21 protein-coding genes are annotated in these 21,339 nt (G+C 71.1%); 11 read left to right on the top strand and 10 right to left on the bottom strand.

The annotated features are described in order from the left end of the window. On the bottom strand, positions 1–710 hold a 710-nt coding region (locus ACFYWI_RS08020), incomplete at its 3' end, for a PAS domain-containing protein (RefSeq protein ID WP_389226955.1). Positions 711–2,202: 1,492 nt separating this feature from the next. Beyond that, on the bottom strand, positions 2,203–2,328 hold the full coding sequence (locus tag ACFYWI_RS08015; RefSeq protein ID WP_389226952.1) for a hypothetical protein: 126 nt from the start codon (positions 2,326–2,328) through the stop codon (positions 2,203–2,205). Positions 2,329–2,584: 256 nt separating this feature from the next. Between ACFYWI_RS08015 and ACFYWI_RS08010 the strand changes: the two genes are divergently transcribed. After that, positions 2,585–3,529, top strand: a complete 945-nt coding sequence (locus tag ACFYWI_RS08010; RefSeq protein ID WP_389226949.1) for an amidohydrolase family protein — start codon at positions 2,585–2,587, stop codon at positions 3,527–3,529. Between the two features lie 104 nt (positions 3,530–3,633). Beyond that, positions 3,634–4,266, top strand: coding sequence for a DUF4232 domain-containing protein (locus tag ACFYWI_RS08005; RefSeq protein ID WP_389226946.1), 633 nt, complete (start codon positions 3,634–3,636; stop codon positions 4,264–4,266). On the opposite strand, the gene ACFYWI_RS08000 is transcribed toward ACFYWI_RS08005, so the two are convergent. Both ACFYWI_RS08000 and ACFYWI_RS07995 read right to left on the bottom strand, forming a co-directional pair. Further along, positions 4,256–4,531, bottom strand: coding sequence for a DUF397 domain-containing protein (locus tag ACFYWI_RS08000; protein WP_389226944.1), 276 nt, complete (start codon positions 4,529–4,531; stop codon positions 4,256–4,258). The genes ACFYWI_RS08005 and ACFYWI_RS08000 overlap by 11 nt on opposite strands. Continuing rightward, positions 4,515–5,354 carry a Scr1 family TA system antitoxin-like transcriptional regulator gene (locus ACFYWI_RS07995; RefSeq protein ID WP_389226941.1) on the bottom strand — a complete coding sequence of 280 codons (840 nt, stop codon included), beginning with the start codon at positions 5,352–5,354 and terminating at the stop codon, positions 4,515–4,517. The genes ACFYWI_RS08000 and ACFYWI_RS07995 overlap by 17 nt, the downstream gene beginning before the upstream one ends. A gap of 114 nt (positions 5,355–5,468) precedes the next feature. Between ACFYWI_RS07995 and ACFYWI_RS07990 the strand changes: the two genes are divergently transcribed. Both ACFYWI_RS07990 and ACFYWI_RS07985 read left to right on the top strand, forming a co-directional pair. Next, positions 5,469–5,684 (top strand): hypothetical protein, encoded by a 216-nt coding sequence (locus tag ACFYWI_RS07990; RefSeq protein ID WP_389226938.1) that lies wholly within the window; start codon positions 5,469–5,471, stop codon positions 5,682–5,684. Next, positions 5,681–5,914: a hypothetical protein gene (locus ACFYWI_RS07985; protein ID WP_389226935.1), complete on the top strand. Its 234-nt coding sequence runs from the start codon at positions 5,681–5,683 to the stop codon at positions 5,912–5,914. Before ACFYWI_RS07990 ends, ACFYWI_RS07985 begins: the two co-directional genes overlap by 4 nt. A gap of 19 nt (positions 5,915–5,933) precedes the next feature. Here ACFYWI_RS07985 and ACFYWI_RS07980 read toward each other — a convergent pair whose 3' ends face one another. Next, a complete protein-coding gene (locus ACFYWI_RS07980; RefSeq protein WP_389226932.1) occupies positions 5,934–7,559 on the bottom strand; it encodes a serine hydrolase in 1,626 nt (541 codons plus the stop codon). A gap of 140 nt (positions 7,560–7,699) precedes the next feature. On the opposite strand from ACFYWI_RS07980, the gene ACFYWI_RS07975 reads away from it, so the two are divergent. Both ACFYWI_RS07975 and ACFYWI_RS07970 read left to right on the top strand, forming a co-directional pair. Next, positions 7,700–9,160, top strand: coding sequence for an ABC transporter permease (locus ACFYWI_RS07975; protein WP_389226929.1), 1,461 nt, complete (start codon positions 7,700–7,702; stop codon positions 9,158–9,160). Between the two features lie 51 nt (positions 9,161–9,211). Beyond that, complete coding sequence (locus tag ACFYWI_RS07970) at positions 9,212–9,907, top strand: ABC transporter ATP-binding protein (protein ID WP_389226926.1); 696 nt, start codon at positions 9,212–9,214, stop codon at positions 9,905–9,907. 363 nt (positions 9,908–10,270) lie between these two features. Here ACFYWI_RS07970 and murQ read toward each other — a convergent pair whose 3' ends face one another. Both murQ and ACFYWI_RS07960 read right to left on the bottom strand, forming a co-directional pair. Next, positions 10,271–11,203: an N-acetylmuramic acid 6-phosphate etherase gene (gene murQ / locus ACFYWI_RS07965; RefSeq protein WP_389226922.1), complete on the bottom strand. Its 933-nt coding sequence runs from the start codon at positions 11,201–11,203 to the stop codon at positions 10,271–10,273. 88 nt (positions 11,204–11,291) lie between these two features. Further along, positions 11,292–12,224 carry a MurR/RpiR family transcriptional regulator gene (locus ACFYWI_RS07960; protein WP_389226919.1) on the bottom strand — a complete coding sequence of 311 codons (933 nt, stop codon included), beginning with the start codon at positions 12,222–12,224 and terminating at the stop codon, positions 11,292–11,294. Between the two features lie 100 nt (positions 12,225–12,324). On the opposite strand from ACFYWI_RS07960, the gene ACFYWI_RS07955 reads away from it, so the two are divergent. From ACFYWI_RS07955 to ACFYWI_RS07945, 3 genes are all read left to right on the top strand, one after another. Then, positions 12,325–12,681 carry a hypothetical protein gene (locus ACFYWI_RS07955; protein ID WP_389226916.1) on the top strand — a complete coding sequence of 119 codons (357 nt, stop codon included), beginning with the start codon at positions 12,325–12,327 and terminating at the stop codon, positions 12,679–12,681. A 73-nt stretch (positions 12,682–12,754) separates the two neighbouring features. After that, positions 12,755–13,024: a DUF4031 domain-containing protein gene (locus ACFYWI_RS07950; protein ID WP_389226913.1), complete on the top strand. Its 270-nt coding sequence runs from the start codon at positions 12,755–12,757 to the stop codon at positions 13,022–13,024. 11 nt (positions 13,025–13,035) lie between these two features. Then, positions 13,036–13,674 carry a hypothetical protein gene (locus tag ACFYWI_RS07945; RefSeq protein ID WP_389226910.1) on the top strand — a complete coding sequence of 213 codons (639 nt, stop codon included), beginning with the start codon at positions 13,036–13,038 and terminating at the stop codon, positions 13,672–13,674. Positions 13,675–13,760: 86 nt separating this feature from the next. Here the strand turns inward: ACFYWI_RS07945 and ACFYWI_RS07940 are convergent, their stop codons facing one another. Next, complete coding sequence (locus ACFYWI_RS07940) at positions 13,761–14,408, bottom strand: HD domain-containing protein (RefSeq protein ID WP_389226907.1); 648 nt, start codon at positions 14,406–14,408, stop codon at positions 13,761–13,763. A gap of 212 nt (positions 14,409–14,620) precedes the next feature. Between ACFYWI_RS07940 and ACFYWI_RS07935 the strand changes: the two genes are divergently transcribed. Beyond that, positions 14,621–15,385, top strand: a complete 765-nt coding sequence (locus ACFYWI_RS07935; protein ID WP_389226904.1) for a YqjF family protein — start codon at positions 14,621–14,623, stop codon at positions 15,383–15,385. 254 nt (positions 15,386–15,639) lie between these two features. Here the strand turns inward: ACFYWI_RS07935 and ACFYWI_RS07930 are convergent, their stop codons facing one another. Then, a complete protein-coding gene (locus tag ACFYWI_RS07930; protein ID WP_389226901.1) occupies positions 15,640–17,910 on the bottom strand; it encodes a heavy metal translocating P-type ATPase in 2,271 nt (756 codons plus the stop codon). A 229-nt stretch (positions 17,911–18,139) separates the two neighbouring features. Between ACFYWI_RS07930 and ACFYWI_RS07925 the strand changes: the two genes are divergently transcribed. Next, the gene (locus ACFYWI_RS07925) at positions 18,140–18,838 is read left to right on the top strand and encodes a copper homeostasis protein CutC (RefSeq protein ID WP_389226899.1); all 699 of its coding nucleotides are present in this window, start codon (positions 18,140–18,142) and stop codon (positions 18,836–18,838) included. Between the two features lie 216 nt (positions 18,839–19,054). Here the strand turns inward: ACFYWI_RS07925 and ACFYWI_RS07920 are convergent, their stop codons facing one another. Then, a complete protein-coding gene (locus ACFYWI_RS07920) occupies positions 19,055–21,196 on the bottom strand; it encodes a HelD family protein (RefSeq protein ID WP_389226896.1) in 2,142 nt (713 codons plus the stop codon). Positions 21,197–21,339: the final 143 nt, after the last annotated feature.

Below are 21,339 nucleotides of genomic sequence, written 5' to 3'. Positions count from 1 at the left end.
TCGAGTCCGGCGCCCATGGGGCGGACCTGGCCGTTGTGGGTGTAGCCGTTGCGGTGGTGGGAGTGGTGGTCGCGGAAGCGTTCGGGTACGAGGATCTCGACGGGGTGGCCGAGGAGTTCTTCGCGTCGGTAGCCGAAGAGGGCTTCGGTCTGGGCGTTGACGAGGCGGATGGTTCCGGCATCGTCGACGATGACCATCGCGTCGGGCGCGGCTTCCAGCAGCCCCCGGAACCGCTCCTCGGCGGCTTTTCGTTCGCTGACGTCGCGTACGGCGGCGGAGACGAGGAGTCCGTCGGAGGTTTCGAGGGGGCTGAGGCTGATTTCGACGGGGAATTCGGTGCCGTTCTTGCGCAGGCCGTGGAGTTCGAGTCCGGCGCCCATGGGGCGGACCTGGCCGTTGTGGGTGTAGCCGTTGCGGTGGTGGGAGTGGTGGTCGCGGAAGCGTTCGGGTACGAGGATTTCGACGGGGTGGCCGAGGAGTTCTTCGCGTCGGTAGCCGAAGAGGGCTTCGGTCTGGGCGTTGACGAGGCGGATGGTTCCGGCGTCGTCGACGATGACCATCGCGTCGGGCGCGGCTTCCAGCAGCCCCCGGAACCGCTCCTCCGCCGACCCGGGCGCACCCGTGAGCCACGGGCGCCGGCACCGGCAGTGTGCAGGATCGTCGGGCCCTGGGTCGGACTCCGGTGAGACTGCGGCGGTGATGCCTTCCATGCTTGCCTCCCAGACGGATTCTGCCGACTGCGGTATCCGCGACTGTGGTATTCGGACATCTCAGCGCAGACCATCCGGGCGTACCTCGGTGAGTCCGATTCTGATCGGCTCTGGCTTAATCGGGGCCCAGCGGGCGTGGTCCCTGAGCTTCTCGGTCCGAGGGTGGCCGGGTCGGGTTGTTGGGCGTGGGCTCGCCCGGGGGTGGCCGGGTCTGTCGGTTCGGCGTGGGGCCGGTCTCGGGGTTGGCCGGGTCCGAGGGTGTGGTGTGGGGCCGCCCTCCTGGTCTTGATGGTGGCGGCTTCGGGTCGGGCGTCAAGGGCGCTCGGTCGTTCCTCCCTCGCGTCGCCGTTGGCGATTTCGCTGCGCTTCACCCTTGACCCCCGCCCCTCCACCGCCGGGAAATGCTCTTGGGAGGGCGGCCGGGGGGAGGTCGGCGCAGGGGGTCCGTCCGGTGCCGTTCCTTTCGGGCGGCTGCGGGCCGTGGGTGGGTGCGCGGCAGTTGAATGGGGCGGTGACGGGCACGTTAAGCGGGCGAAGGCCGTCTGCCGGCTGAGGTTCAGGACCGCTGGTCACTGGGCGGGGTGAGGGGAGGGCCGGCGTGGGGCGAGGTGGTGGGTGGCTGCGGGTGGTCGGGGGTGCGGGGCGGGCTCGGAGACAGAGCCAGTGCACCATATGCACCTTAATGTCCCGTGTATGGAACAGGTCTTGTACACGGATTCCGGTGAGACCGGAATCCGTGTACAAGAACTCAGGGAGGAGGTCGCTATGCCCCTTTTGCCCCCTCGGGAGGTGTCGGACAACTCAACAGGCCCGGCACACCCCCGGCCCCCACCCTCAAACAGTGACCAGCGGGCCTGGACCAACCCACAGACCAGCGCCACCCACCGAGCCGACCCGGGCCACCCCACTCAACTCCCGTGCACCACCCACCGCCCAGTGACCAGCGGTCCTGAACCCCAACTCCCCGACGGCCGATAGTCGCCGAGCCGGCGTGCCACCGCCCCATTCAACTGTCGCGCACCCACCACCGGCCGGCGGACCGCGCACGGCCCCAGCCCACCTCCAGCGGCCCCCTTCCCCCCGGCCGCCCTCCCAAGAGCATTTCTTGGCGGTGGAGGGGCGGGGGTCAAGGGTGAAGCGAAGCGAAATCGCCAACGGCGACGCGAGGGAGGAACGACCGAGCGCCCTTGACGCCCGACCCGAAGCCGCCACCATCAAGACCAGGAGGGCGGCCCCACACCACACCCACCAACCCGGCCAAACCCGAGACCGGCCTTGCGTCGCGCCCTCGGATCTGGCCACCGCCGGGGTCGGCTTCGCGTCGCGCCCTCGGATCTGGCCACCGCCGGGGTCGGCTTCGCGTCGCGCCCTCGGATCTGGTCGACCCCGAGACCGGCACCACGCCCACCATGCCGACCCGGCCGGACCTAGCGGATGTTGCGCAGGTGCATGGCGAGGGCGTTGACGTCCCGGAACTTCTCGGCCTCCTGGCTCAGGGGTCGAGCTCACGGTCGTTGCCGATCAGCGGGTTCCCGACGTGGCCGTCGCCCTGGACGTACAGGCCCTGGGAGGAGACCAGGCGGTAGAACTCGGCGTCCGACGCGGGGGCCCCGAGCACTCTCGGCCGGGCGGTTGCCGCTGCCGGTGTCGTGTGCCCGTGCCGCGTTCCATGAGCTGCGGGCCCACGAGCAGCGCCGCGCCGACCATGGCGGCGGTCGCGGCACCGGCGACGAGCACCGGCATGCGCGTACGTCGCCGCCGGGGCGCGCGGGGTGTGCTGAGCACCTGGACAGGAGTTGTCCGGCAGGAGGGCCGGCATTACAGGGGCGGGCCGGCTCCGGTGGACAGCGCGTCGGGGTGGCGTGATTCTGGACATGATGCGCACCGACGTGCATGCCCACCTGTGGAGCGAAGGCTATCTCCGGCTCCTGGAGTCCTACGGGCGCGAGGACACCGCGACCCAGCGAGGACTCGGAGCGGGAGACAGCCCGGCGGAGCTCGACGCCCGGTTCACGATGAACGACGCCGCCGGCATCGACCACCAGATTCTGTCCGTCTCCCCGCAGACCCCGTACTTCCCGGCGGAGGCCGAGGCAGTGATCGCCGCGCGGCTCGCCAACGACGTCTACGCCGACGTCGTACGCGACTGGCCGCAGCGCTTCTCCGCGTTCGCCGCGCTGCCCCTGCCCCATCTCGACGCCGCACTGGAGGAGTTGGTGCACGCCCTCGACGACCTCGGCATGGCCGGAGTCGGGCTGACCACCTCCGTGCTGGGGCGCAGTCTCGGCGACCCCGCCTTCCGGCCGCTGTTCGAGGAGTTGGACCACCGGGGCTCGGTGCTCAGCCTGCATCCGGCCGGGCGCGACGCCGGGTCGCCGCTGATCGCCGAGAACCGCATGCGATGGATGGTGGGCGCGCCGATGGAGGACACCATCTGCGCGATGCACCTGATGCTCGAAGGCATCCCACGACGCTACCCGCGGCTGCGGATCGTGCACTCGCACCTGGGCGGCGCGCTCCCGATGCTGCTCCCGCGCGCCGACGAACACGTCCCGTGGGAGGCCCCGGACATCGTCGAGATGCCGACCGTCGCCGCCCGCCGCATGTACTACGACACCGTCGCCCACGGTCATGTCCCCGCCGTGCGCGCGGCAGCCGACTCGTACGGCGCCGACCGGCTGATGCTCGGCACGGACTTCCCGTACCAGACCGGGGACGGGCTCCGCCGGGCCGTGGACTTCATCCGCGAGGCGCTGCCGCCGGAGGAGGCCGAGGCGGTGCTGAAGGCAGGCGCGGAGCTATTGCCCCGCTCCCCATGACCGTGGTGGATTCGGCAAGGCTCCGTCACCAAGCTGTGAAAGTCCTGCGGGACGCTTGGGCTCTGTCCAGCGCATTCGCGCCACAAACTCGGGGGGAACATCTCATGAGGACCGTTTGCAGAGCCGCCGCCCTTCTCGCCGTATCCGCACTGGCCCTGACTGCCTGCCAGCCCTCCGACGGCTCGAAGGACCGGGCGAAGGGCACGGACAAGGCGACCGCGAGCCCGTCGAAGCCCACGACCCCTTCGAAGCCGGCGAAGCCGTCTGCCGCCCCGAGCAAGGGCTCGTCGGGCGGCAGTGACGGTTCGTCGGACCCCGACTACGACGTCTTTCCGTGCAGCACGTACGACGTGACGTTCACCGCGACCGTGGCGGAGCCCACGACGAGCAGCTACCTGCTGAAGATCACCAACAAGGGCGGCAAAGCGTGCAAAGTGCTGGGCCACCCGATCGTGACCTTCGGCGACCTGGACGGGCAGGCGACGGAGCGGGGCGAGGCCCCCGGCATCGAGGACGCGATCAGGCTCGAGCCGGGCGAGACGGCCTACGCCGGGCTCATGGGCGGTGCCAAGGACGGCAAGGGCAAGACAGTCAACTCCATCGCGATGACGATGAACACCGAGTCCGACCTGGAGCAGAAGCCGCTCACCGCGTCGACTCCCGGCCTGTACGTCTCGCCCGACAAGAACTCCGTGACTGCCTGGGTGGGCAACGCGGAGGACGCGCTCAGCCTGTAGGCGGCGTGTCCTTGACGCCGGCCACGAAGGAGGACCAGGCGGCGGTCCGGAACATGAGCTTCGGGCCGTCGGCGTTCTTGGAGTCGCGGACGGGGACGGCGTCGGGGTGACCGTCGGCGACTTCCACGCAGTTGCCGCCGTCCCCGCCGCTGTACGTGGACTTGCGCCAGGTCGCGACCTCCAGGCAGTTGCCTCCGCTGCCGTCGCTGTAGCTGGACTTGTGCCAGATCGCCGTGCTCAGGTCGTACTCAGGGCTCGTCTTCATGGGCGCCATCCTCTGCCACTGCTTCGATCAGGGCCAAGGAAGATTCCGGTGACAGTGCACTGGCCCCGACCAGATCGTAGGCCAGTTCATAACGGGTGACGGTGGCTGGATCGTCCAGCAACTGGCCTGAGCCAAGCCCGTCCAGGTACGCAAGTGGGGGTGCGTCCGTAAAGGACATCAGCTTGAGGCCGCCGCCCATCGCCGGATGCGCGCCTGCCGCGAACGGCAGCACCTGCACAATGATCCGGTGCCGCCTGGCCAGCCCCGCCACATGACGCAGCGCCCCGACCATCACCGCGGGGCCGCCCACCCGGCGACGTAGCACCGCCTCGTCGAACACCGCCCACAACAGCGGCGTTGTTGGGTCGTCCAGCAGATGCGCCCGATCGAGGCGCGCTTCGACCAGCTCGTCGATGACGTCCTCCGTGGCCGTGGGCTGATACGCGCGGAACACCGCCCTCGCATACGCCTCAGTCTGCAACAACCCCGGAATCAGCAGCGGCGCGTACTCCTTGATCGTCGTCGCCACCGCTTCCGCCTCCGCCGCCTCCGCGAAGTGGTCCGGATAGCGCGACTTGTTGGACGCCTTGCAGTTGCGCGCGAAGAAGCCGTTCGTCCTCAGGAGCTCGTCGATCTGTGTCGCGTACTCCGGCTGCATCCGCCTCGTACCCGACTCCAGCTGGCCGATGAACGAGCCGCTCACGAACAGCGGGCGGCCCAGTTCTTCCTGGGTGAGGCCCGCTTTTTCGCGGGCGTGGCGCAGTTCTGCGCCGAGCAGAGCGCGAGGCGAAGAGGACGGATCGAGATCCTTGGGACCGGGCATATGTCAACTCCGGTTAGGACAGATGGGGTTGTTGGGCGTCCGTTACTGGCCAGGCTAGCTCGCGTCGACCACGCTGTGTAGGGAAAGTGAACACTCAGCGTGGAGGTTCCAGACATGATCGTGCGATCGGCGGAGCGGCTGCGGGCCGCCGAAGAGGTGGTGGCCCAGCTGCGGCAGGGGCTCGATGTGGTGGCGGTGACGCTCCCCTCGCTGCGGGTCGACACGGTCTCGCTGGCGAGTGACGCGCCGTATCCGCTCGTCGACCTGGGGCGGTGCAACCTCGACACCGCGCTGCGGCTCGCGGCCGTGCTCCAGGGGCTCGAGAAGTGAGCGCGTCCGATGTCCCGGCCGGGGTGCCGAAGGCAGGGGCCTACGCCGTGGACCGTCGTGACGGGCGGGTGGGGCAGGTGATGGGGCATGTGGGGACGTACATCCAACTGCGGCCGCCCGGAGGCGGCCTGGAGTGGGACTGTCCCGCCGATGCGCTGGCGCCGGCCGGGCCGGGGGAGGTGTTGCGGGCGAAGGTGCGGGCGATCAACACCGAGAGGCGGCTGCCCTGAGCTGTACCGGACGGGGCCACTACTCGCGGGTGAAGGTGCCGAGGCCGTTCCTGTCGAGGCTTTCGACGCGCACCTTTGCGGCCTTGCCGTCGACGTCGCCGGTGAACGTGACGCCGAACAGGCCTGCCGCGTTCTCGCCCACGGTCCGGAAGCTGAACGTGTCGCCGTCGTAGTGGGTGAGGCGGAACCGCATGGTGTCCGGTCCCAGATGCATGGTCAGAACGCCGTCGGCGGCGGTGACCCTGAGGGGCCCGTAGTAGTCGTTGCGGTAGGTCCCCACATATGTGTCGTCGGGCCTGGCCGGGGCGGGGGCGAGCGACGGCTTGGCGTAGTCGGTGGGCGACCTGGCGGCCTGTTCCTCCTGCTCGTAGACCTGTCCGATCAGGGCGAGCCAGTCCGCGGTGGGCTTGCCGTGCTGGGCGGTGTCGAGGAAGTCGAAGGCGATGGAATCGGCGAGGCCCACGGGTTCTCCGTTGGTGAGGACGACGATGCCCAGTCGCTCGCTCGGCAGCAGGGTGACGTTGGTGTTGGCGCCGAGAGCGAAGGCGCCGGAGTGGCTGAGCCGCAGTCTGCCCTGGTCGTCGTAGCTGACGTTCCAGCCGAGACCGTAGAAGCCCGCCCGGCCCGCGGGGTTCGTCGGGGCCTGGGAGACGATCTCCGGCAGGTGGGTGCGTTCGAGGGGTTCCGGGGCGATGATCTGGTCACCGCCGAGCTTTCCGTTCGCGAGCTGCAGGCGCATCCAGGCGGTCATGTCTCGTGCCGTGGAGCTGACTCCGCCTGCCGGGGACTGGGCGTCGGCGTCCCGGACGTACTTGGCCTGCCACGCGCCGCCCCCGGTCTTCACATGGGTGACCGCCTTGTTGCCGGCCTTCTCGTAGTCGGCGAAGCGGGAGCTGGTCGAGTCCATTCCGGCCGGGGTGTAGAGGGTGTCCGCGGCCAGTTTCTCCCAGCTGGTGTCCTTGGCGTTGGCGACTGCCTGGGCTGCGGCGGTGGGGCCGTAGTTGGTGTAGGCGTAACTGGCGCGGAAGGGGGTCAGGGGTTCGTGGCGCAGGTGCTGGAGGATGTAGGCACGGTCGTAGCCGAGGTCCTCGAGCAGGTCGCCGGCGTGGTCGGGGAGGCCGCTGCGGTGCGCGAAGAGGTCGGCGAGGGTGACGTGGTCGGTGACCCAGGGGTCGTTGAGCGCGAAGTCGGGGAGATGCTTGGTGACGGGTTCGTCCCAGGCGACGGCCTTGGAGCCGACGGCACCGGCGACGACGGTGGAGGCGATCGGCTTCGACAGTGAGGCGAGCTGGAACACCGTGTCCGGTTCGACGGCGCCGGGCCTGCCGACCTGACGTTCGCCGAAACCCTGGAGGTGGACGACACGGTCGTTGTGGACGACTGCCACGGCGACACCCGGGACGCCGGTTTTCCTCATGCCGCTCTCGACGATGCCGTCGAGCTTGGCGACGGCATCGTCGATCTGGGCCTTGGTGAGCTGGGGCGGCGGCTGCGGCGGAGGTGCGCGCAGGCCAAAGGACGGCGGTGCCGCGGGCGGCGCCGACGCACCGGCCGTCGTGGCGAAGGCCGCCGCGAGCAGGGAAGCCAGGGCGGCGGCGGCCACTGCTCTGCTTCTGCGGTGTCTCGCGCGTCGCTGGAGACCCATACGTCCATTCAACCTCCGGGCCGGTCCGTTGTCGCATGCAGCTCTCGCACCCCTTGGCACACCAGGCATCCGGTGGGCTTCTCATGCGGCTCTCACGCCGGGCTCAACCCACCATCACGTGGCGTCACTACGTTCGCGCCATGTTCTTCATCTACCTCCGGCGCGAACTGCGCCGCCGCAGGAAAGCGGCGCTCGTCGTCGCCTCGGGGCTCGCCCTCGGGATCGCGCTGGTCATCGTGGTCACCTCGGTGTCGTCGGGGATGAACCGCGCCCAGGACAAGGTCCTTGAGTCGCTGTACGGGCTCGGCACGGACATGACCGTCACCAAGGCCGCGTCGCCGCCCGGGGAGGGGGAGACGGTCCGGCGGCCGCGGTTCGAGTTCGACGCCAAGGACGATGACGACGACGCCGAGCAGAGCCAGGACCTGGTGATGGTCGAAGGGTTCGAGACGCTCGCCTCCTCGACCGTCGACAAGGTCGCCGGGCAGGACGGTGTCGCGGACGCGGTCGGCGGGTTGAGCGTGCGCGTGATGAAGGTCAACGGACAGTTCAAGCGCGGTGAGGCGCAGGCGATGCCGGCGCAGCCGGGCGGGCCGGGCGGCGGAACCGATAGCGGTGGGACTGTACGCGGAGGAGGGGCGGAGTTCGACGTCGACTCGTACACCGTGTACGGAACCGACGTCGCGCATCAGGGACTTGGGCCGCTGACCTCCTCGAAGATCACCTCGGGGCGGGGGTTCGACGAGAGCGAGACCGACGCGAAGGTCGCCGTGGTCGACAGCGCATACGCGAAGGAGAACGACCTCTCGGCCGGCAAGAAGCTCACCATCTCCGGGACGAAGTACGAGATCGTCGGGATCGCGACCGCCGACAGCGGGGACGCGGCGGCGAATGTCTATCTGCCGCTCGCGCAGGCGCAGAAGCTCGCCGACGCCAAGAACAAGGTGACCACGGTCTATGTGCAGGCGGCCGACTCGCAGCGGATCGACGGCGTCAAGCAGACCATCCGGAAGAACATCCCCGGTACGATGGTGACGACGTCCGCCGACCTCGCCGACACGGTCTCCGGGTCCCTGTCCACCGCCTCCGACCTGGCGTCGGGTGTCGGCAAATGGCTGTCGATCGTGGTGCTCGGGGCGGCGTTCCTGGTCGCCGGGCTGCTGACGTCGGCGGCGGTGAGCCGACGGGTACGGGAGTTCGGCACGTTGAAGGCGCTGGGCTGGAAGAGCGGCCGCGTCACCCGGCAGGTGGCCGGTGAGGCGCTGGTCAACGGGCTGGTCGGCGGGGCGCTCGGGATCGCGCTGGGGCTGGCGGGTGCGTGGCTGATCACGACGTTCAGCCCGACGCTGACGGCGCAGCTGGGCGGCGCCGACGGTGGGGGCGGGGCCGGTGGCGACCGGGTCTTCGGCCAAGGTCCGGGAGGGCCTGTCCAGGAGGCGGCCGGCCGCGCCCTCGACATCGCGCTCACCGCTCCGGTCTCGCTCACGACCATCGGGCTGGCGGTCGCGCTCGCCGTGGCGGGAGGACTGGTGGCGGGCGGCTTCGGCGGCTGGCGTGCGTCGCGGCTGCGGCCGGCGGATGCGCTGCGCCGGGTCGAGTAGCCCGCCGCATTCCCTGATCTCTTACTCACTTACGCACTACAGGAGTTGACGATGTACCAGCTCAGTGGCGTCACCAAGCGCTACCGGCGGGGCAAGGAGACGGTGACCGCCCTGGACGGGGTGGACCTGACGATCGAGGACGGCGGGCGGCTGGTGATCCAGGGCCCGACGGGTGGGGGTAAGTCGACGCTGCTCCAGATGCTGGGCGGGCTCGACCGGCCGACGGAGGGGAGTGTCGTCCTGGACGGGACGGATCTCGCGACGCTGCCGGAGGCAAGGCTCACGCGGGTACGTGCGGAGAAGATCGGCTTCGTGTTCCAGAGCTTCAATCTGATCCCGACGCTCACGGCGCAGGAGAACGTGGAGACGGCGCTGGTCCCGCTCGGACCGAGGGCCTTCGAGCGACGCGAGCGGGCAGAGGAGGCGCTGGCGTCCGTGGGCCTCGGGGAGCGCGGCGGCCATCTGCCCGGCGAGCTGTCGGGAGGTCAGCAGCAGCGCGTGGCGATCGCGCGTGCACTGGTCAAGCGCCCGGCGGTGCTCCTCGCCGACGAACCGACGGGCAACCTCGACGAGTCGATGCGGGACGAGGTGATGGAGGTACTGGAGGGGTTGTGGCGGGAGCAAGCGTTCACGTTCGTGCTGGTCACGCATGACTCGACGCTCTCGAGGAGGGCGCCGAGGCTGGCGACGATCCGTAAGGGGCGGGTGTCGGTGACGGAGCGGGCGGGGGCGACGGGGGCGGCGTAGCCGCCGGGGCCGTGGGGTGGGGCGTCGTGTGCGCGGGAATTTCCCCCACGCCGCCCCCTACGCCTGGCGGCGTGGGGGACTCCCACCTCCCGGAACCGGGGCTGTGCCCCCGGACCCCGGGGCACGCGGCCGGCGTCCTCGCACCCCACGGAGCGGCAGCTTTGTGCCGCACACCAACGGGACTCAGCCCCGGACCCTGCGATCACCGGCGGGCGTCACCTTTCGGGACCGGGTCGGGAAGTGCGGCCCGTCCGGCGATTGAGCACACGCCCAAGGGCGTGCGCCGACAGCGGTGGGCGGGGCTGCACAGTGCCCGCGCCTCAACGGCGCCGAGGCCCGCGCAGCAAGGGCGGGGTGGCGCCGTCAGCTGTGGCCCGCCGCGGCCAGCGCCGCGCGCAGGTGGCCGTCGCTCTCCGTCAGCAGGCGCGACGCCGTCTCCGCGTCGACCCCGGCCAGGAGGGTCAGGATCGCGTTCTTGACCTCGCCGTCCGTCGCGGCCAGGGCCGACTCGATCGCCTCGTCCGACGCGCCCGTCGCCAGCGACACGATGTGGCGGGAGCGGGCGCGCAGTTTGTCGTTGGAGGCGCGGACGTCCACCATCAGGTTCCCGTACGTCTTGCCGAGGCGGATCATCGTGATCGTCGAGATCATGTTGAGCACCAGCTTCTGTGCCGTCCCCGCCTTCAACCGCGTCGACCCGGTCAGCAGTTCGGGCCCGACGACGACCTCGATGCCATGGTCGGCGGCCGCGCCCAGCGCGCTGTCCGCGTTGCACGCCAGGCCGATCGTCAGCGCGCCCAGCGAGCGCGCGTGCTCGACCGCGCCGACGGCGTACGGCGTACGGCCCGACGCCGAGACGCCGACCACCGTGTCGTCCACCGTCAGCTTGAGCGCGTCCAGGTCCGCGGCGGCCAGCTCCTTGCTGTCCTCCGCGCCCTCGGATGCCTTGACCATGGCGGTCGGGCCGCCCGCGATCAGGCCGACGACCACCGCCGGGTCTGTGTTGAACGTGGGCGGGCACTCGCTGGCGTCCAGTACGCCCAGGCGGCCCGCCGTCCCCGCGCCCGCGTAGATCAGCCGGCCGCCATGGGACATGCGCTCCGCCGTGCCGTCGATCGCGGCGGCGATGGCGGGCAGCTGCGCGGCGACCGCCGAGGGCACGGTCTCGTCCTCGCCGTTCATGATCCGGGCGATCTCGAGTGTCGGGAGCCGGTCGATGTCGGCGAGCTCGGGACGGAACGCCTCGGTGGTGAGAGCTGCCAGCTGGGCGCGGAGTTCACCGTAGGTGGAGGTCATGAAAGACGGCTCTGCTTTCTCGGTCTGCGCGGTCTGTGTGGGGGTGGTCGGGCGGGTTGGGTGCGCGCGGAGACGGCCGCCGCGCGGGTCAGCGCGTGCGCGGGCTGTGGCGGTGCGCCAGAGCTTCGTACGACGCGGCGAGGGCTGGGGCGGCCGTGTCGTACGTACGCTGTGCCACGCCTATGAACAGGCAGTCCACGACGAGCAGTTGGCTGGTGCGGGAGGACATGGCGGCCGGCCGCAGCTCGCTCTCGCGGGCGGTGGAGGTGGTCAGCACATGGTCCGCGTACTGCGTCACAGGACCGTCCGGACGGCCCGTGATCGCGACCGTCGTCGCACCGCGGTCGAACGCGACGCGCAGCGGCTCGATCACATCCCCGGTGGACCCGGAGTGGGTGATCGCGATGGCGACATCGCCGGAGCGCAGCTGCACCGCGTTCGTGACGGCGAGGTGCGGGTCGGAGTGGGCGTGTGCGATCAGCCCGATGCGCAGCAGCTTCTGGGCGAGGTCCATGCCGACGAGGGACGACGCGCCCACGCCGTAGATGTCGATGCGGCGGGCGGTCGACGCGGCGGCGACGGCGGCGCCCAGCTGCACGGTGTCCAGCCCGGCGGCCGTGTCGGCGAGCGTCTGCTGCTCGTCGTACGCGAGCTTGGTGACCACGTCGGCGATCGGGTCGTCGACCGCGATGTCGGCCGTGACGGAGGGGGCGCGGCCGGACTCCTGGTGGGCGGCGAGACCGGCGAGCGCGAGGCGCAGATCCCGGTATCCGGGATAGCCGAGCAGCCGGGCGGTGCGGACCACGGTCGCCTCGCTGGTGCCGGTGAGCTCGGCGAGACCGGTGACCGTGAGGGCCGCGCAGCCTGCCGGGTCGTCGGCGACGGCTTCGGCGACCCGCTGCATGGAGCGGGTCATGGACGGCGAGAGGGTGCGCACCTTGGCCGCGAGGGCGGCGGGGGCAGGCGCGGCGGGAGGGGGCGCGGAGTCGCCGTTGAAAATTTCCTTCACTGGATTGGTCACATCTGAAAGATATTTTCGAATTTCGGTTGCCGTCAACCCCTGCAGGTCCCGACCCCCTGGCCCCGGACCTGCGGGATGGGGTGTGGGTGACAATGGCTGCATGGACGGCATGAACTCCCTCGAGCAGGCTCTGCATGCCGCACGCGCCCTGGTCCTCGCCGATCTGGCTGCCCGTGATGTCGCCCATGCCGACGTCGTCTCGATGGTCGAGAAGGCGGTCACGCATCGCCGCTGGTGGGTCGAACAATGGCCCGAGGGCATCGACTACGTCGCCGGTCTGATCGCGCAGGACGTCCAGGACTCGCTGCTGGAGCGGTACGGGCGGTGGCCGCTGTGCCCGGTGTGCGACGCGGGCGACCCGCACGCGCTCGATGTGGAGCCGGAACTGGGCCCGGACCCGCACTGGGTGTGCGGCAAGGCGGGCGTCGTGGTGGCTCCCATCGGTGCGCTGTGGTGACGGGCGGCGGGCGCGGCGCGGCGGGTGGCCCCGGCGCGGCCGGTGGGTGCGGGGTGCCCGGGGGCGGTCCGCGATGACGGTCTACATCGACCCGCCGAGCTGGCCGGGCCATGGCCGTATGTGGTCGCACATGATCAGCGATGTGTCGTTCGACGAGCTGCACGCCTTCGCCGCGAAGGTCGGGTGTCCGCCGCGCGCCTTCGAACGCGACCACTACGACGTTCCCTCCCACCGGTACGCGGACGCGGTGGCGGCGGGCGCGAGGGAAGTGTCGAGCCGCGAGGTGGTCAGACTCCTGACGCAGGCAGGGCTGCGCAGGCCCAAGGGCCGCCCCGCACCTTAGGGTTGGCGCCCATGGGAGTGGACATTCATGGCGCGGTGGAGTGCCGGCTGTGGGGCAAGGAGCCATGGGTGTCGCCCGAGAGGCGGCAGTGGTCGCCGGCCCTCGATCTGTACGAGCTGCGCACCGGCCGAGGCGACCAACTGTCCTGGGCATGCCTCTTCGGGTACTCCGGTGGCGAGATCGTGCCCCTGTTCGATCAGCGTGGTTTGCCGGACGATGTGAGCGAGTGGGTGCGGACGAGCGTCGAGGAGACGGGCGGGCACAGTGCCTCATACGCCACCTGGGCCGAGCTGGACGCCGTTGGCTGGGACCGGCCGTGCATGGAGGGCGGCCGGGCGTCCTACGCGCACGTGGAGCAGTGGCTCAGGCAGCCGGACGGCACCCTCGCCTTCGAGTACTTCGCGTGGTTGCCGGTCGATGCCTGGGATGCGGCGGCAGACCTGTTCGGCGGGGACAGGGACAGCCCGTCCGACTGGCCGGCGGGCGCCGAGATCGAGCTCGGCGATCACGTCTACCGCCCAGTGGTCTTCACCCCGCGCAAGCTTGTGTTCGTCGACTCGGACAAGTGGGAGCCGGTCTTCTCGGTCATGCGCACGCTGGCCGGGCTGCACGGCGACGACAACGTCCGCCTGGTCGTCTACTTCTGCTGACGCTGCTGACGCCGTGCCCGGCGCCCTCGCGCCGATGCGTGGCCGAAGCCCGCGTCCAGCGCCGTGCCACCGTACCTCCGGTCCGGTCAGTCGCTCAGCAGCGACAGCTCCGCCTCGAGGTTCCGGCAGGCATGCCCTTCCCATTCCCGCTGCCCGTGGGGCGTGTGGAACAGCTGGGGCAGGTCCAGCAGTTGCCGCAGCACCGCGGCGCGGCCGACGCGGAACGCGTCGTCGGGGACGAAGCCGTACTCCGCGCGCACCGCTGCGACATAGGCGGCGTACGGCTCCGGGTCCGCCGCCAGGATCGCCAGGTCCGCGTCGCACAGGACCTGGCCGTTCCTGTCGTCGGCGGCGGGGTCGTGGCCGATCGTGAGGCGGACCAGTCGCGCGACCTCGGCGGTCGCGGCCTCATCGAGGCCCGCCTCCGGGAGTGCGCGTTCGGCGAGGCGGGCGGAGCGTTCCTCGTTCTCCGAACGGTCGGGGAGATAGACCGCGTCGTGGAACCAGGCCGCGAGGCGGACCAGATCGGGGTCGGCAGCCCGGTCGGCGAGGGTGTCGATGTGGTCGAGGACCGCGATCAGATGGGCCGTGGTGTGGTAGCGCCGCTGCGGTTCGGCCCAGCGGGCCAGCAGATTGTCGGCGTACGGCAGAGGGTCCGGGGCGCTCGCTCCCGCACGGGCTGCGGTCAGGGACTGGGCCCAACGGGCGCGGAGGTTCGCGGAGTGGTCCGTCATGAGAGCGACTCTAGGTGCTTGGACCGTGTCCTACGTGGTGAGGTTGCGGAAGCGTTTGTAGCAGCAGATGGCGGCTGCCGGCCCGAGAAAGGCCAGGCTCGCGGGAGCGCCGTCGTGGCACACCGGGCACGGACGAGGGCTACCGTTGCGGGTGAAGTTCCGCGCCTTGCGTACCGAGTTGGGCAGGTTTCGCGGTCTGCGATGCTGGCGCGATGTCGTTCAGGAGACTTGCCCCGGAACCCATATCCGCCGACCCGCCCGGCTCCACAGAGAGTCCGCTGCTCACGCAGTCATGGCTCGACCTGGCCTTTCTGCACTGGGCCGTCGACCCCGCGGACGTGGCGCCGCTCCTGCCGGCCGGCACCGTGCCCGACACCCTCGACGGGGTCACATACGTCGGCCTCGTCGCCTTCCGCATGCACCGGGTGGGCTGGTTCCGCCTCCCCGGCATCCCCTACCTCGGCACCTTTCCCGAAACCAATGTCCGCCTCTACTCGGTGGACACCCATGGACGGCGCGGCGTGGTCTTCCGCTCGCTCGACGCCTCCCGCCTCATACCCGTGGCCATCGCGCGAACCGCCTTCCAACTGCCGTATCTGTGGTCTCGGATGGCCATTGCGCGCCACGACGACACGATCACGTACACCAGTACGCGACGGTGGCCAGGGCCGCGTGGGGCGCACTGCCGGATCACCGTAAGGGTTGGTGAAAGCGTCGCGGATCCCACGGAACTCGAGCACTTCCTGACCGCGCGTTGGGGCCTGCACAACACCTTCTTCGAGCGGCAGCTGTACCTCCCGAACACCCATCCGCGCTGGCCGCTGCACCGGGCCAAGCTGGTCGAGTGCGACGAGAACCTGATCGCGGCGGCAGGACTCCCGGCGCCGACCGGAGACCCGGTCAGCGTCCTGTACTCCCCCGGCGTCCCCGTCCGCTTCGGAGGGCCCACCCGCCCCGGCGGCATCCCGACGCCATGAAGCGTTGTAGACGGAAGGCGGCCTGGCGTAACGGCTCCGAAGGGAAGTGTCCGCGGAGCATGGGGGAGGCGGTATCGGCGTCCGCAGTGGACGGACAACCTCCTCGCAAAGCCGCGCCGCGTACGGCGGTACGTCGCCCAGGAGGACCGCCACACGCCGTCTCCGAGGGGCGACTCGTGGTTGGCCGCGTGACACGGGCCCCGGGGCGGTGCTGCTGCTCCCGGGCCCGTGTCACGCGTCCCGCTGTCTGTGGGTCACGCGGCGCGGAAACCGCGCAGGCGCAGCGAGTTGCCTACGACGAAGACCGAGGAGAGGGCCATGGCCGCTCCGGCGATCATCGGGTTGAGCAGACCCGCCGCGGCGAGCGGGAGTGCCGCCACGTTGTAGGCGAAGGCCCAGAAGAGGTTCGAGCGGATCGTGCCGAGCGTGCGGCGTGCCAACCGGATCGCGTCCGCGGCGGCCCGCAGGTCGCCTCGTACGAGTGTGAGGTCCGCGGCCTCGATCGCGGCATCCGTACCTGTACCCATCGCCAGGCCCAGATCGGCCTGGGCGAGCGCGGCAGCGTCGTTGACGCCGTCGCCCACCATGGCGACGGTGCGGCCCTCGGCCTGGAGCTTCTTGATCACATCCACCTTGTCCTGCGGGAGGACCTCGGCGATCACATCCCCGGGAGCGATGCCGACCTCTGCCGCGACGCTCTCGGCGACCGCCCTGTTGTCGCCGGTCAGCAGGATCGGGGTGAGCCCGAGGGCCCGCAGCCGCCGGATCGCCTCGGGGCTGGTCTCCTTGACCGCGTCGGCGATCTCGAGGACCGCCCGCGCCGTGCCGTCCCAGGCGACGACCACGGCCGTGCGGCCCGCGGCCTCGGCCTGGGCCTTGGCACGGGCCAGGTCCGCCGGCAGGCCCAACGCCCTTTCCGTGAGGAGCTGTTCGCGGCCGACGAGGACGTCGTGGCCCTCGACGACGCCTTGGACGCCGAGTCCGGGCACATTCGCGAAGTCCTCGGGTACGGGCAGCGGGCCGGCCTTCTCCACCGCGTCGGTGGCCACGGCCCGGGCGACGGGGTGTTCGGACGCGTGCTCCAACGCGCCTGCCAGCCGCAGGACTTCGGCCTCGTTCTCCTGTGTGTGCACGGCGAGCAGGGCCATCCGGCCGGTGGTGACGGTGCCGGTCTTGTCCAGCACGATCGTGTCGGCCTTCCGGGTCGTCTCCAGGACCTCAGGGCCCTTGATCAGGATGCCGAGTTGCGCGCCGCGGCCGGTGCCGACCATGAGGGCGGTCGGGGTGGCCAGGCCCAGGGCGCACGGGCAGGCGATGATCAGTACGGCGACGGCGGCGGTGAACGCGGCCGTCCAGCCCTCGCCGAGCGCCCACCACACGCCGAGGGTGCCGAGCGCGAGGACGATCACAACGGGTACGAAGACGGCGGAGATCCGGTCCGCGAGGCGCTGGGCGGCGGCCTTGCCGTTCTGGGCGTCCTCGACCAGCCTGGCCATCCGGGCGAGCTGTGTGTCGGCGCCGACGCGGGTGGCCTCGACGACCAGACGGCCGCCGGCGTTCAGGGTGCCACCGGTGACGGCGTCGCCGACGGTCACCTCGACAGGGACGGACTCGCCGGTGAGCATCGAGACGTCGACGGCGGACGCGCCCTCGACGACGGTGCCGTCGGTGGCGATCTTCTCGCCGGGGCGGACCAGGAAGCGGTCGGCGACGGCGAGTTCGGCGGTGGGTACGGTGACTTCGCGGCCGTCGGAGGCGAGGACAGTGACCTCTTTCGCGCCGAGTTCGAGGAGCGCCTTGAGGGCCGCGCCGGCCTTGCGCTTGGAGCGGGCCTCGAAGTACCGCCCGGCGAGGATGAACGCCGTGACGCCGGCGGCGACTTCCAGGTAGATGGTGCCCGCGCCGTCCGTGCGGCCGATCGTGAACCGGAAGGGGTGGACCATGCCGGGCATGCCGGCGGTGCCGAAGAAGAGCGCCCACACCGACCAGAGGAACGCGGCCGAGGTGCCGAGGGAGATCAGGGTGTCCATGGTGGCCGCGCCGTGGCGGGCGTTGGTGAACGCGGCGCGGTGGAAGGGCCAGGCGGCGTAGGTGACGACCGGCGCGGCCAGGGTGAGGCTCAGCCACTGCCAGTACTCGATCTGGAGCGCGGGAATCATGGCCATCGCTATGACGGGGACGGCGAGGGCCGTGGCCGTGACGAGGCGTTGGCGGAGACGGCGGAGGTCGTCTTCGGGGGCGTGGTGCGGGTGGGGAGCGTCGGGTGCAGCGGGCTCGCCGGCCGGGTGCGGGGGCGCGGGCTCGGCGGCCGTGTAGCCGGTCGCCTCGACGGTGCTGATGAGATCGGCCACCTCGACGTCCTCGGTGAAGGTGACCTTGGCCTTCTCGGTGGCGTAGTTCACCATGGCCTCGACGCCGTCCATGCGGTTGAGCTTCTTCTCGATGCGGGCGGCGCAGGAGGCACAGGTCATGCCGCCGATGGCGAGTTCGACCTCGCGGGGGGTGGCGACGGCCGGGTGGGGCATGGCTCCTCCTGTGCTCTCTTCGGGTGCCGGTAGCGCTTCGATCGAGCATTCGTGGTACCCCCAGGGGGTATTTGCTATCCCTTCATGTATACCCCCCGCCCGTATGAATCGCAAGGGCGGGAGGGGTCGAGGCCGGTTTGTGCGGCTGTCATTGCGTGGGGTGGGCATTAGGCTGGGATATTGGACTAGACCTGTCCGCTGTAGCCGGCTACCTGGAGGAACAGGCCCCATGAGCAACCGCGCACTGCTGGAGGTGATCGCCCTCGACGCGGAGGACGCGATCGCGGCCCGGACCGGAGGGGCCGACCGGCTGGAGCTGGTCACCGACATGGCGGCCGACGGGCTGACCCCGCCCCGGGAGACGTTCGCCGCCATCCGCGCGGCCGTCGACCTCCCGCTGCGGGTGATGCTGCGCCTGACCGACGGCTTCTCGGCCGGCAGTCCGGCGGACATGGACGCGCTGGTGGCGGGGGCGGAGGGGCTACGTGCAGAGGGCGCGGACGAGTTCGTCCTCGGATTCCTCGACGAGGCGGGTGACCCGGACCTGGTGACGGTGGAGCGCCTGCTGGCGGTGCTGGACGGATGCCGATGGACGTTCCACCGGGCGATCGACCGCGCGGCGGACCGCGATGCCCTGCGCAAGCAGCTCGCGGACCTGCCGGGCCTGGACACGTACCTGACGGCAGGCTCGGCGGCGGGCGTCGAGGACGGCCTGCCGACGCTGCTGAGGGAGGCGGCGCGCCGCGGCGAACCGGGCTACGAACCCCGCCTCCTGGTCGGCGGCGGCCTGCGCCTCTCCCACGTCCCCGCCCTGCGCGCGGCGGGCGTGGACGGCTTCCACATCGGGGGTGCGGCGCGGCCGGGTGGCTGGGGGGAGCCGGTCTCGGCGGGGGCGGTGGGGGAGTGGCGGGCGGTGCTTGACGCATAGCGGTCGGGGCGGGGTTCTTTCCCCCGCCCCTCCCCCTACGCCTGGCGGCGTGGGGGGAGCCCACTTCCCGAAACCGGGGGCAAGCCCCCGGACCCCCGGCCGGTACCGGAGCGGGGCTGCGCCCCCGTACCTCCGCGGCGCCGGCTTCGCGGCGCAGGTTGCGGCCCCGGGGACGCGACCCGCGCCGGCTTCACGCCCGAGGGGTGGCGCCCCCGGCTACCGCGCCAGCTGGGGCGGCAGGGGGGATTCGTGGAGGATCGTCAGGCCCGAGACCGCGCGGGTCAGGGACACGTACAGGCGGCGCAGGCCCGTGCGTTCGTCCGGTTCTGCCGCCACGACCGAGGCCGGGTCGTCCAGGACCACGTAGTCGTACTCCAGGCCCTTCGCCAGGGACGCGGGGACCAGGGTCAGGCGGGTGTCGGGGGTCGTTTCGGTGCCGGGGGAGAGGTACGCGAGGCCCGCCGACGTCAGCGCCCGGGCCAGCGCCGGGATGCGCGCGTCCGAGGCGATCAGGCCGATCGAGCCCTCGTGACCCAGCGACTCCACGCACGCCGCCACCACGTCCGCGTCCAGGTCCGTCGTCTCCCGTACCGACAACGATCCGGGGGACTCCCGGACCGAGTGCACCTCCGCCAGGCCCGGGGACATGTGCGGGAGCAGGCGGGACGCATACGCGATCACCTCGCGCGGGACGCGGAAGCCTGCCGTCAGTTCCTCCACCGCCGCGTCCGGCTTGCCCAGGTGGGACAGGGCCTCCTCCCAACTGCCCGTCGCCCACGGAGTCGTACCCTGCGCCAGGTCCCCGAGCACCGTCGCCGAGCCCGTCGTACAGCGCCGTCCCACCGCGCGGTACTGCATCGGCGACAGGTCCTGCGCCTCGTCGAGCACCACATGGCCCAGCGACTGCGTCCGCCGCACGAGGTCGGTCGCCTCGTCGATCAACACCGCGTCCGCCGCCGACCACTTGGCCGACCGGATGCTTCGCGGCGGCTTCTCCCACAGGATCGTCCGCTGCTCGTCCGGGGTCAGCACGCCCTCCGCGTGCACCGCCAGGAACGCGGCGTCGGACAGCAGCCGCAGCACCAGCTTCGACGGGTCCACCGGCGGCCACATCGTCTTGACCGCGGCCTTCACCGCCGCGTTGCGCGCCACCGAGTCCTGCACCCGGTCGTCCGGCGCCTCGCCGGACTGCTCCATGCGTACGAGCACCGCGTGCGCGATCCGCTGCGGCAGGGCCTCGCGCGCCGCGCCGTAGCGGATGTCGCGGTCCAGCAATTCCTGGACGATCTCCTCGAGTTCGTAGACCGGTACCCGCCAGCGCCGCGAGCCCCGTACGACCACCACGGGCTCGGTCGGCATCGTGACGTGCGACCGGACCGCCCGCCGCAGCACCTGGGCCATCCGCGCGTCGCCCTTCACCACGGCCGCCGCCGCGGCGTCCACGCCACGCACGTCCACATGCGCCACCAGGTCGTCGACCGTCGCCTGCTTGACCTCCAGCTCGCCGAGCGCGGGCAGGACCTGCTCGATGTAGTGGAGGAAGGAACGGTTCGGGCCGATGACGAGCGTGCCCGTGCGGGCGAGCCGCTCCCGGTGCGCGTACAGGAGATAGGCGACACGGTGCAGGCCCACGGCCGTCTTACCGGTGCCCGGCCCGCCCTGCACGCACACCGTGCCGGACAGGCCGCTGCGTACGATCTCGTCCTGCTCCGGCTGGATCGTCGCGACGATGTCCCGCATCGGGCCCACACGCGGCCGCTCGATCTCCGCCTGGAGCAGTTTGCTGGTCCGTTCCCTCTCGCCGGGGTCGGTCAGATGCTCGTCCTCGTACGCGGTGAGCTCACCGCCCGTGTAACCGAAGCGGCGCCGCAGACCGACGTCCATCGGGTCCTTGCGCGAGGCCCGGTAGAAGGGCTGCGAGACCGGGGCACGCCAGTCGATGACCATCGGGTCGCCGTCCGCGTCATGGACGTGCCGGCGGCCGATGTAGAAGCGCCGGCCTTCCTGTGTGGTGGGCAGATAGTCGAGGCGGCCGAAGAACAGCGGCGTGTGGGACAGGTCCGCGAGCGCTTTGATGCGCTCCTCGATCTGGGCCTCGAGCACGCGGGCGTTGACCCAGTTCGCGGTGACGTCGGTGATGTCGAGGGACTGGACGTCCTCGCGCATCGTGCGCAGCGCGGTCCGCGATGCGGCGAGATGGGCACGCTCACGGCCGAGCGGATCACCGAAGTCGCCGGGTCCGGCGGAATCACCGGGGCCCGCGATGCCGACAGGGTCGGCCGGATCGGGGGGCTCCGGGGGCTCGGAGCACAGAGGGGAGGAGTCGGATACGTCCGGTACTGGGGCGTGCGCGGGCACGGGTTTGCCTCCGGGTGGTGCTGCAGGGAACACGACATGGCGGACCGCCCGGTTTCCGTCCGGGAGGCGGCGCTCCTCGAAGACCGTCGAAGGAGGCGGGGAAGCCCGCGATTGTAGTCAGGGGCGGGATGGCGGGCGAACGA

Source organism: Streptomyces sp. NPDC002889 (genome assembly GCF_042888425.1).
GTDB lineage: Bacteria > Actinomycetota > Actinomycetes > Streptomycetales > Streptomycetaceae > Streptomyces.
The sequence above is the reverse complement of the archived record's forward strand: the minus strand, read 5'-3'. Positions and strand labels throughout refer to the sequence as shown.